This window comes from Veillonella sp. AF36-20BH, assembly GCF_003602765.1.
GTDB classification, from domain to species: domain Bacteria; phylum Bacillota; class Negativicutes; order Veillonellales; family Veillonellaceae; genus Veillonella; species Veillonella hominis.
On sequence record NZ_QTLR01000005.1, the window covers coordinates 125,477 to 136,462 of the forward strand.

Annotated in this window: 11 protein-coding genes; all 11 read left to right on the forward strand. The window is 39.4% G+C overall.

Features of this window, described 5'->3' with window-relative positions:
- Positions 1-39 precede the first annotated feature (39 nt).
- The 11 genes from ruvC (at position 40) to DW000_RS07250 (ending at position 10,627) form a co-directional block, all read left to right on the forward strand.
- Positions 40-534 carry a crossover junction endodeoxyribonuclease RuvC gene (gene ruvC / locus DW000_RS07200; protein ID WP_004695586.1) on the forward strand — a complete coding sequence of 165 codons (495 nt, stop codon included), beginning with the start codon at positions 40-42 and terminating at the stop codon, positions 532-534.
- On the forward strand, positions 534-1,142 hold the full coding sequence (gene ruvA / locus DW000_RS07205) for a Holliday junction branch migration protein RuvA (protein WP_060919889.1): 609 nt from the start codon (positions 534-536) through the stop codon (positions 1,140-1,142). Before ruvC ends, ruvA begins: the two co-directional genes overlap by 1 nt.
- Positions 1,143-1,144: 2 nt before the next feature.
- Positions 1,145-2,149 carry a Holliday junction branch migration DNA helicase RuvB gene (gene ruvB, locus DW000_RS07210; RefSeq protein ID WP_004695590.1) on the forward strand — a complete coding sequence of 335 codons (1,005 nt, stop codon included), beginning with the start codon at positions 1,145-1,147 and terminating at the stop codon, positions 2,147-2,149.
- A gap of 2 nt (positions 2,150-2,151) precedes the next feature.
- Entirely contained in the window at positions 2,152-3,942 is a 1,791-nt protein-coding gene (locus DW000_RS07215) for a SpoIID/LytB domain-containing protein (RefSeq protein ID WP_120055761.1), read from the forward strand.
- Between the two features lie 11 nt (positions 3,943-3,953).
- Positions 3,954-4,979 carry a tRNA preQ1(34) S-adenosylmethionine ribosyltransferase-isomerase QueA gene (queA, locus tag DW000_RS07220; RefSeq protein WP_060919887.1) on the forward strand — a complete coding sequence of 342 codons (1,026 nt, stop codon included), beginning with the start codon at positions 3,954-3,956 and terminating at the stop codon, positions 4,977-4,979.
- An 8-nt stretch (positions 4,980-4,987) separates the two neighbouring features.
- Positions 4,988-6,103, forward strand: coding sequence for a tRNA guanosine(34) transglycosylase Tgt (gene tgt, locus DW000_RS07225; protein WP_060919886.1), 1,116 nt, complete (start codon positions 4,988-4,990; stop codon positions 6,101-6,103).
- A 77-nt stretch (positions 6,104-6,180) separates the two neighbouring features.
- Positions 6,181-6,471, forward strand: coding sequence for a preprotein translocase subunit YajC (gene yajC / locus DW000_RS07230; RefSeq protein WP_004695596.1), 291 nt, complete (start codon positions 6,181-6,183; stop codon positions 6,469-6,471).
- Positions 6,471-7,037, forward strand: a complete 567-nt coding sequence (locus DW000_RS07235) for a 5-formyltetrahydrofolate cyclo-ligase (protein ID WP_004695599.1) — start codon at positions 6,471-6,473, stop codon at positions 7,035-7,037. The genes yajC and DW000_RS07235 overlap by 1 nt, the downstream gene beginning before the upstream one ends.
- An 18-nt stretch (positions 7,038-7,055) precedes the next feature.
- A complete protein-coding gene (gene secD / locus DW000_RS07240) occupies positions 7,056-8,330 on the forward strand; it encodes a protein translocase subunit SecD (RefSeq protein WP_004695600.1) in 1,275 nt (424 codons plus the stop codon).
- Positions 8,327-9,220, forward strand: a complete 894-nt coding sequence (gene secF, locus DW000_RS07245) for a protein translocase subunit SecF (RefSeq protein ID WP_004695602.1) — start codon at positions 8,327-8,329, stop codon at positions 9,218-9,220. Before secD ends, secF begins: the two co-directional genes overlap by 4 nt.
- 231 nt (positions 9,221-9,451) lie before the next feature.
- The gene (locus tag DW000_RS07250; protein ID WP_060919885.1) at positions 9,452-10,627 is read left to right on the forward strand and encodes an MFS transporter; all 1,176 of its coding nucleotides are present in this window, start codon (positions 9,452-9,454) and stop codon (positions 10,625-10,627) included.
- The last annotated feature ends 359 nt before the right edge of the window (positions 10,628-10,986 follow it).

The window sequence follows — 10,986 nt, forward strand, 5'->3', positions numbered from 1 at the left end:
GGCGGTAGCTTATCTCATTTTTAAACTAAGGGGGTTGGGGTGCGCATTATAGGAATTGACCCAGGTACGGCTATATGCGGATACGGCATTATTGACGTGAAGGGTAGCAAACTAACACCAGTAGCCTATGGGGCTATTACAACTCCTAAGGAATTAACTGATTCACAGCGACTGGAAATTCTATTTAATGATCTTAGTGATTTATTGGAGGAATATAGGCCTGATAAGTTCGGTGTGGAGGAATTATTTTTTAACCGCAATGTAACAACAGCCATTAAGGTAGGGCAAGCACGTGGTGTTATTTTATTGGCTGCTGAACAACAACGGATTCCTATTTATGAATATACACCATTACAAATTAAACAAGCTGTCACAGGTTATGGTAAAGCTGATAAGAATCAGGTCATTTATATGACGATGAATATTTTGGGGATTCGTGAGAAAATTAAGCCTGATGATACGGCAGATGCATTAGCTGTTGCTATCTGTACGGCTCATAGTTCTCACAATGATAGATTAAAGAGGTTGGTATAATGATAGGGTATGTGCGAGGTATCGTAACACATCTTTTTAAAGAATCGTGCTATGTTGATGTACATGGCGTAGGGTATCGCGTATATGTGCCGACCACTACGCGTCAACAGCTGACAGAGGGCCATGAGGCGACACTATTCACGTATCTTAATGTACGAGAAGATGCGATGCAACTTTATGGCTTTTGGACGGAAGAAGAATATGAGTTGTTTATACTCCTCATTTCTGTTTCTGGTATCGGGCCCAAGGTGGGGCTTGGCATCTTGTCAGGCATGACACCTGAGACTTTCAAATTAGCGATTATCAATGGACAGGTACAGCAATTAACTAAGTTACCTGGCATTGGTAAGAAGTCTGCGGAGCGACTTGTTTTAGAGTTAAAGGATAAAATCGCTAAGATGACACATATTTCTACGGAATCGTCTGCGACTATTCAGCCTGTTGGCGTTGCTGCAAACGGTGCTGTAGGAGAAGCCATTGAAGCCCTCGTATCCTTAGGATACTTGGAACGGGATGTAGCAGATATTGTAGAGTCTTTAGATGATGGTAAGCGTGATGTATCTGAGTTGATAAAAGTCAGCTTAATTGAGCTTGGGAAAGGACGATAAGGATGAATGAGGAAGTACGCCTTGTCGGCAATGGCGAGCACGAAGAGGATATATGGCAATATAGCCTTCGACCTAAGCTTTTTAATGAGTATGTAGGTCAAGAAGAGGCTAAAGGTAATCTAAATGTGTATATTCAAGCGGCAAAACAGCGTGGGGAAGCATTGGATCACGTGCTACTCTATGGGCCTCCAGGCCTTGGCAAGACAACATTAGCAGGGATTATTGCAAATGAATTGGGTGTTAATTTTCGTATAACTTCTGGTCCGGCTATTGAAAAGTCTGGTGACTTAGCTGCAATATTAACAAATTTGGACGACCATGATGTATTATTTATCGATGAAATTCATCGCTTGTCTCGTAGTGTAGAGGAAGTGTTGTACTCTGCTATGGAAGACTATGCTATTGATATTATCATCGGTAAGGGTCCAAGTGCTCGAACTGTGCGCATTGACTTGCCAAAATTTACTTTGGTAGGCGCCACGACTCGAGCGGGTGCTTTGGCAGCTCCATTACGGGACCGATTTGGTATTATTAATCGGTTGGAATATTATAAACAACCAGAGTTAGAGTTTATTGTGTCTCGCGCCGCAGAGATACTTAATATTGGTATTGTGCCAACTGGGGCAAGCGAAATTGCGCGTCGTTCACGAGGAACACCGCGTATCGCAAATCGTCTGCTTAAACGGGTACGCGACTTTGCACAAGTCATTGGTGATGGGGTTATCACTCAAGAAATTGCAGATGAAGCATTACAACGTTTATATGTAGATAAAATGGGACTTGATCGAATTGATCGACGTGTGTTGGAATGTATTATTGAAAAATATGATGGTGGTCCTGTAGGGATTGATACCATTGCGGCGGCCATCAGCGAAGAGAGAGATACCATCGAAGATGTGTATGAACCATATTTGATGCAATTAGGATTTTTAGGACGCACACCGCGTGGGAGGGTAGCTACTAAATTAGCCTATGAGCATTTAGGTATTTCACAGACAGGGAAATAACAATGAAAACAAAACGATTACAATTGATGATAATGGCCACTTTGTTTTTAGGTGTAAACATTGGCGGTGTTTCTATAGCACATGGAGCGACGCTGCAAAATAAAGGTACAGTGGTAACGAAAAAGCCAACGCCAAAATCAACAGTATCTAATACAACTGTATCGAAAGTAAATACGACGAAGAAATCTAGTTTTCGTCCACTTGCTACTAAACCAGCTGCAAAGCCGGTTACAATAACTAAAACGGTTTCTAAGTCAACTGTTGCATCTACGATGGCTAAACCTAGTGCAAAACCGGTTAGTGTAGCAAAGCCTGCTACATCTACAAAGCCGGTAACGCCGGCTAAACCAGTTAGTGCAACAAAATCAACTAGTACTGCGAAATCTAGTACTAATGTAACAGCTGCGAAATCAGCTACTACAGGTAAAGCTACAATGGCTACAAAACCTGCGGCTTCTAGTACTTCGAAGCCAACTGCTAAACCTGCAGTTACTGATGAAAAGCCTGTAGTACAAAAGAGAGCTACTGAAAAAACTGCTACTAAAAAGGTAGTAAAAACAACGGATGCGAATAGCATTCAAGCCAATACAGCAGTTATTACTCGCAACAAAGTGGGCTCCGTAGTGACGCCTGCTACAGAACGCAAAGAAAACATGCCAAATGTACGTGTTCTACTAGGTAGTCGTAGCTCTGATGCTACTGTTACATCTACAGCTAATATGGTTGTGTTGAACAGCGGTAATGGTCAAGTTAGCACAATCAGTGCTAATCGTGGTACATCTATTGGCGTTCGCGGCGGCAAGATTGCTGTAAATGGAAAGGCTATTGATAGTGTAGTTACATTGAAGCCTGCGAATAGTGATGCACCATTTTTGTTCGAAGGTAAAGGTTATCGTGGTGGGCTCACATTACGTGCCAATAATGGAACCATGATGATCATTAACTCTGTGCCTCTTGAGGATTACCTGTATGGTGTTGTTCCACAAGAGGTAGTACCGTCTTGGCCGGCTGCTGCATTAGAAGCGCAAGCCGTAGCAGCTCGCACCTATGCTCTTCATACGATGGAACAAAATAAAGGTAAATTTTATGATGTGAGCAATTCCACGGATCATCAAGTATATAGTGGTGTGAGTGGTGAATCTCAAGCTACCACAAATGCTGTAAATAAAACTAAAGGCATAGTTATGCTTTATGATCAACGTCCTATTAATGCCTTGTTCCATTCCGATGGTGGTGGCTATACAGAGGATAGTGTAAATGTTTGGGGCAGTGATGTGCCATACTTGAAAGGGGTAAAAGACTTTAGTACTGGTACATCTACATCGAATTGGACTGTTACTACCTCTCGTCAAGCTCTTGAAAGTAAACTTAATGCGGCAAGTAAAGGGGTAGGTAAATTGAAGAGCATTCAGTTGACCCCTCTTGGTAAGCCTGGACAACAAACATATGACCGCGGTGTATCAGGTCGTATAAAGAGTGCTACTTTCATAGGTACCTCTGGAAAAACTACTGTAGATGGTGATGCGCTGCGTAGCATTTTAGGTTTAAAATCTACACTGTTTGATTTCTATGTAAATCACAATCCTGCTAAAGGCACGGGTAAGGCTTATCATAGCTTTACTGGCAAGAATGATACTGTTTATATTAAAGGCCACGGTTGGGGTCATGGCCTTGGTATGTCTCAATGGGGCGCTGCGGAAATGGCAAAGCGCGCTAATCCTGGAGATACAAATTATTACCAAACTATTTTGCGTCACTACTATAGTGGCATTACATTGAAGAAAATGTACTAATAAGGATTACGATGAAAGTTACAGATTTTGATTATGAATTGCCAGAGGAACTGATTGCTCAGCATCCTGTAGAACCTCGTGATACAGCACGGCTTTTAACCTTAGATAAGGTAAGTGGTGAAGTTAAACATAAAGGACATTTTTATGATTTACTAGAAGAGCTTCATGAAGGAGATGTGCTTGTATTTAATAATACAAAGGTTATCCCTGCGAGATTATATGGACATCGTCAAGGTTCTGGTGGCAAGGTGGAGGTACTTCTACTCACACCATGTGGTGAAAATCGATGGGAATGCCTTGTTAAACCGGGAAAAAAATGTCCTATCGGGCAAGTTATAGAGTTTGATGACCGCCTAAGTGGAGTTATTATAGATAAAACAGATTTTGGAGGCCGTATCATTCAGTTCACATGCAACGGTGTGTTTGATGATGTGATTCAAGAAATTGGTGAAATGCCATTACCTCCATACATTCATGAAAAGTTAGAAGATAAAGACCGTTATCAAACGGTATATGCTAAGGAGAAAGGCTCTGCTGCAGCACCAACTGCAGGACTTCACTTTACACCTGACCTCTTAGAAAAGATTAAAGCTAAAGGTGTAGAGCTTGAGTTTGTAACCTTACATGTTGGACTTGGCACTTTTAGACCTGTATCGGCAGAGACTATTGAAGACCACGAAATGCATAGTGAGTTCTTTGTTGTACCTCAAGATACGGCGGATCGAATCAATGCAGCCAAACAAAAAGGGTCTCGTATCATTGCCGTAGGTACTACATCGGTGCGTACTCTTGAGTCTGCTACGAATGATGATGGTGTATTACAAGGTATGAGTGGTTGGACTCAAATTTTTATCTATCCTGGCTATAAATTTAAGATGATTGATGCGTTGGTAACGAATTTTCACTTGCCTCAATCTACATTGTTAATGTTGATTAGTGCACTAGCTGGTCGTGAACACTGTTTGGCGGCCTACGAAGAAGCTGTACGTGAACGTTATCGTTTCTTTAGCTTCGGCGATGCTATGTTTATACATTAGGAGGGACTATGCCGAGTATTATTTATGAATTACAAAAGACATGTCCTCATACGGGGGCACGGGCAGGTTTATTGCATACGCCACATGGTACCTTCCAAACACCGATGTTTATGCCTGTAGGCACGCAAGCGACAGTTAAAACTATGACACCAGAAGAACTAAAGGCTATGGGTTCTCAAGTTATTTTGAGTAATACCTATCATTTATTTCTTCGCCCAGGGCCGGAGCTTGTAGAAGAGGCTGGGGGCTTACATAAATTTATGAATTGGGATCAAGCGATTCTTACTGATAGTGGTGGATTCCAAGTATTTAGTTTAGGCGATATGCGCAAAATTACTGAGGATGGTGTTACATTTAGATCCCACATTGATGGATCAAAACAGTTTCTATCTCCTGAAGTGGCTACAAAGGTACAAGAACAATTAGGTTCTGATATTGCGATGGCTTTTGATGAATGTATTCCGTATCCCGCGGATCATGATTATGCGAAACGCTCTACGGCGCGTACAACACGTTGGGCGCATCGTTGCCAAGAGGCTCGTAAAGCTCATGACCGTCAAGGCATGTTTGGTATCGTTCAAGGTGGCATGTACAAAGACTTGCGCAAGCAAAGTGCGGAAGAACTTGTAGCTATGGATTTTGAAGGTTATAGCATCGGCGGTTTATCCGTTGGGGAACCTCATGATTTAATGAATGAAATCTTAGAATATACTACGCCATTATTGCCAACTAACAAGGCTCGTTATTTGATGGGCGTTGGCACCGCAGATTGTCTGGTAGAAGGTGTAACACGTGGAGTTGATATGTTTGATTGTGTATATCCAACTCGTGTTGCTCGAAATGGGATGGCCATGACTTGGAATGGTCGTCTTAATATTCGAAATGCTCAATTTGCTCATGATTGGGGTCCTTTAGAAGAAGGTTGCCAATGTTATACATGTAAAAATTATTCCCGTGCATATATTCGTCACTTATATAAGGCAGAAGAGATTTTGGCATTACGCCTTGTAACATATCATAATCTCTATTTCTTATTAGAGTTTATGCGTCAAATGAGACAAGCTATCTTAGAAGATCGGTTCCCGCAATTTAGAATGCAATTTTGGGATAGCTTTAAAAAATAGTAATTAAGTCTAGTCAAATTTATATTAGGTGGCTATACTAGAAAAGAAATACATATTTATTAACCTAGGAGGATAACATGGGAGATATTCAACAAATCTTGCAAACTAGCTGGCCTATTTTGTTAATGGTAGTAATTTTTTACTTTTTATTGTGGCGTCCACAAAAGAAACAACAAAAAGAGCGTGCTAGCTTGTTAGGTAGTTTAAAAAAAGGCCAAAAAATCGTTACTATTGGTGGTATTTATGGCGAAATTGTTGAACTTGATGATGAAAAAGTCAAGGTACAGGTATCTGAAAAAGTTGAATTAACATTTGCTCGTACAGCAGTTGCTAATGTACTGTCTAAGAAAAACAAGGAAGAAAAATAATGAATACAAAGGAAGCAGTGCGCCAGGCGTGTAAGTCTCAGCGCGCTGCTTTATCCGTTGCTGATTGTAGGTCGTGGACGCCGATGTTGACGAATCAAATCGTTAATAGTCCTGAGTATATATCGGCAAAAAACATTATGGCCTATTTGGCGATGCCTAAAGAGGCCAATTTAGACGATGTGATTCGCCATGCTTTAGAACATGGTAAATCTGTATACGTTCCAGTATGTACTGATAAGACGACTATGATTGCAGTTCGCCTTAAGTCTCTAGAATCTATCACTCGGGGTGTGTTAAATATACGTATTCCCGCTGAGCCATACGATATTATTGATCCGTGTGACTTGGATTTGATTTTAGTGCCTGGTGCTGGCTTTGACCGTCAAGGTGGTCGCATGGGAATGGGGAATGGGTATTATGATCGATTTCTCAAGGAACTTTCACCAAGTACATTTATGGGCGTATGTTGGACTATACAATTATGGGAGACACCAATCCCAATGGAAGCATTAGACCAACGAATGAGTAAAATTGTGACAGAGCAAGGCATTATACATTGTGTATAGCAGAAGGGAGCAACTATTTTGAACGGTAAAGCTATTATCAAGTTTTTAGTAGTCATTGCTGCCATCATTGGATTATTTGCGTATTTTATTCAACCATTAGCAGGCTCTTTGAAACAAGGCCTAGACTTGCAAGGTGGTACGCATATCGTATTGGAAGCAGAGGACTCTGCGACTGGTACAGCTGACAATGATGCAGTGGAACGGGCGAAGCAAATCTTAGAACGTCGTATTAATGAAATGGGTTTATCTGAACCATTGGTACAACGTGAAGGTGCTCGTCGTATTATCATTGAATTGCCAGGTGTAAAAGATCCTGACGAAGCGATTAAACGTATCGGTAAAACAGCGGTCTTGGAATTTAAAAACGACCAAGGTCAAACCGTTATGACTGGTGATGACTTAAAAGATGCTAAAGAAGAGTTAGGTCAAAATAAACAACCACTCGTTGCTATTGAATTAAGTGATGAAGGGGCTAAGAAGTTTGCTGATTTAACATCTAAAAATATTGGTCGTCGTATTGCCATTACATTGGATGGTAAAGAATTGACTAATCCTGTAGTACAACAAGCAATTACAGGTGGTAAAGCCACTATTTCTGGTAGTCAAAGTTTAGAAGAAGCTAAAGACTTAGCTATTTTATTACGTTCCGGTGCATTGCCTGTTAAAATTAATGTATTGGAAGTGCGTACAGTAGGTCCTTCTTTGGGGCAAGACTCCAAGGATAAATCTGTTGTAGCCTTCAGTGCTGGTATTGCAATGATCATGATTTTCTTGGTTATCTTGTATCGTTTTTCTGGCATCGTAGCTAATATAGCATTACTTGTATATGTTATGCTCTTATTACTCGTGTTGGGCAAGGGCTTTAATGCGACTATGACATTGCCAGGTATTGCTGGTATTATCTTATCCATGGGTGTTGCGGTAGATGCAAATATTCTTATCTTTGAACGTTTTAAGGAAGAGGTATTTTCTGGCAAATCTATGCGTGTTGCTATGGAAGCAGGCTTTAGCCGTGCGTTAGCCACAATTACTGATGCAAACGTATCCGTTATCATTACAGCTGGTATCTTAACTATTTTAGGCTCTGGCCCTGTAAAAGGCTTCGCTATCAGCTTAGGCGTAGGTGTTGTGGTGAGTATGTTCACTGCGATTACTGTGAGTCATTTCCTATTGCGCTTATTAATCGATTGTAACTTTACAAACCATCCATTCTGGTTTGGTGCGAATATTTCTCCGAGCACAAGTGCTGACGCATTTGCACCTAAATCTTTGAAAGGAGGTAAACGCAAATGACATTAGACGTAATTAAACATCATCGTTGGTGGTTTGCTATTTCCTCCACACTTGTTATAATCAGCTTAATTTCCATATTTACTAAAGGGTTTAACTTTGGTATTGATTATACTGGTGGTACGATTGTTGAAGTTGTATTTGATCAACCTGTAGAGGTTAGTCAAGTTCGTGACGTTCTAAAAGAATATAATCTTGAAAATGCACAAATTCAGCTTTCCGGTGATACTACTGGTGATACAGCGGGCGAAGACGTAATGATTCGTACACGTAATCTCGAGTCTAGTGAAAGTGCCGCTGTTGTTGATTCTTTGACTAAATCTATTGGTAACAATACAGTTAAACGTATTGAAACTGTAGGAGCTGTAATTGGTTCTGAAGTTACAGAACATGCGTTATTGAATCTTGTTATAGCATTTGCAGCATTAGCGCTATATATTTCTTATCGTTTTGAATATAAGGTTGCCATTTCTGCGTTAGTTGCCATTTTCCATGACTTGATTATGGTTCTTGGTGTTTTCTCTTATTTCCAACTAGAAATTGATGCATCCTTCTTAGCTGCCATTCTTACGGTTGTAGGTTACTCCATGAATGAATCTGTAGTTATCTTTGACCGTGTTCGTGAAAATACGCATACACATAAACGTTCTGATACATTTGCAGATTTGGCGAATGCGTCTATTACACAAAGTATTCACCGTAGTTTCTATACATTGGCTACCGTTATGTTCGCTTGTGTATCCCTTTATCTATTCGGTGGGGACACTACAAAGAACTTTGCCCTTTGCATGATCATCGGTTTTGCTAGTGGTGCGTACTCCTCTATCTGTGTAGCTACATCCTTGTGGGTTATGTGGAAGAGCCGTAATAAAAATGACGTACGTAATCAATAATAAGTTATAAATTATTATTATTGTGTTAATGATTAAAGTATAAGAACCTCTCTGGATTTATTTTTAGAGAGGTTCTTTTGTTTTGCTATCTTTTATTATGTAAAATGGTATAGGTATTTTACAGATAACAGTCATTTTTAACTATATAAAATTTTAAAAGGCTTGTTCTTGAATTCTATAAGATAGAGGCGTAAAATGGCTAGGTGACACGATACAAAAGGAGATACAAATATGGATTCAAATAGATTATGGAGCCCTGCTTTTACTAATTATGGTATTAGTAGTGGTATTTTATATATGACTCAATATGTTCTCGTAGCGGCATTGCCAATCGTAATCACGTCTGAGCTGGCTGGCAGTGATCTTGATGCGGGTTTAGCGATGACATATTTCCAAATTGGTACAATTTTATGTAGGATTTTTGCAGGACGATTAATAGATGGTTTTAATAAGCGTATTGTTCTATTAATATCAACAGCCTTGTTTTTCATTATTATGGGATTATTTAATTTTACTACATCCTTAGAGGCTGTTTTCGTACTACGTGGGTTACATGGTGTTGTGTTTGCCCTTGGAACAACTGTAATGGCTACTCTAGCAGTATTAGTATTACCTCCTAGTCGAAAAGGTGAGGGAGTTAATATGTTTGCTATCTTTTCAAATATAGCAATGGTATTAGGACCTGCTATCGGCCTATATGCTTTATCGTCATACGGTAGTATGGCATTGTACATATTTTTAACGGTTATGACTGGATTGGCTATGGTCTTAAGTAATATTATTCCTCTATCAAAGGAGTTAGCATTACCTAAACAATCAAAATATAAAGGTTGGCATATTTCCCAGTTTATAGAAAATAAAAGTTTACCTTGGGCTTTAATGGGCTTATTTATTGGTTTTACTTATTCTGGTGTTTTAGTTTTTATACCTATAGAACTTAATAGCATGGGGGCAGGAATATGGGGAAGTGCTTTCTTTGCTATTTTTGCGTTGATGATTATTATTAGTCGACCTATAGTAGGAAAAATATATGCTCGATATGGTTCAAAAATTATTATCTATACAGGATTAGGATTATTTATACTAGGCTTATTTGTATTGGGATTAGCTATAACCCCATTAGCTATTCTATTCACCGCTCCATTGTTGGGGTTAGGCTATGGTGCAGCACAACCTGCATTTCAAGCGCTGGCTATACAATCAGCTCCTATTGAGCGTGCGGGTGTATCAACAGCAACATATTTTTTAGCATTAGATATAAGTGTTGGCGCTGGATCAGTTATACTTGCAGTATTAGCTAGTGCGTGGGGCTATCAATATTTATATATGTTCACTGCATTGGTTATGGTGATAGCGCTTGCTTTGTATCATATATGGGTAAAAAGATATACTCCTTTAGAACTATAGTTGTTTAAGGTAAAAATTGGGTAAATAAATATTAGACAAGTTAAAATGGCTTCTAATGAGATATTATGTATAGGATGCAATAAAAATAATGAAAGCAAGATGAAATTTTTGAGATAACAATTTTATATATTGACGTTTATTATATTTATGCTATACTTATACAAGTCATTAGGACACAGCTCAAATGATAAGTATGAAAAACTTCTTAGAAGTTAAAAAAAGCACTTGACGAAATGAGCTGGACTTGATAGAATAATCAAGTCGCCAGTTGATGAAACACTTCGAAGAAAGAGTGTGTAGACTGGTACAGATCTTTGAAAACTGAACAATGATAGGTAATCAATCATATGATTGAACAT

Bases quoted from the DNA above. Each gene is read 5' to 3' on its own strand.
- ruvA (WP_060919889.1), top strand. From the start codon at position 534: ATGATAGGGTATGTGCGAGGTATCGTAACACATCTTTTTAAAGAATCG.
- ruvB (WP_004695590.1), top strand. From the start codon at position 1,145: ATGAATGAGGAAGTACGCCTTGTCGGCAATGGCGAGCACGAAGAGGAT.
- DW000_RS07215 (WP_120055761.1), top strand. From the start codon at position 2,152: ATGAAAACAAAACGATTACAATTGATGATAATGGCCACTTTGTTTTTA.
- queA (WP_060919887.1), top strand. From the start codon at position 3,954: ATGAAAGTTACAGATTTTGATTATGAATTGCCAGAGGAACTGATTGCT.
- tgt (WP_060919886.1), top strand. From the start codon at position 4,988: ATGCCGAGTATTATTTATGAATTACAAAAGACATGTCCTCATACGGGG.
- yajC (WP_004695596.1), top strand. From the start codon at position 6,181: ATGGGAGATATTCAACAAATCTTGCAAACTAGCTGGCCTATTTTGTTA.
- DW000_RS07235 (WP_004695599.1), top strand. From the start codon at position 6,471: ATGAATACAAAGGAAGCAGTGCGCCAGGCGTGTAAGTCTCAGCGCGCT.
- secF (WP_004695602.1), top strand. From the start codon at position 8,327: ATGACATTAGACGTAATTAAACATCATCGTTGGTGGTTTGCTATTTCC.
- DW000_RS07250 (WP_060919885.1), top strand. From the start codon at position 9,452: ATGGATTCAAATAGATTATGGAGCCCTGCTTTTACTAATTATGGTATT.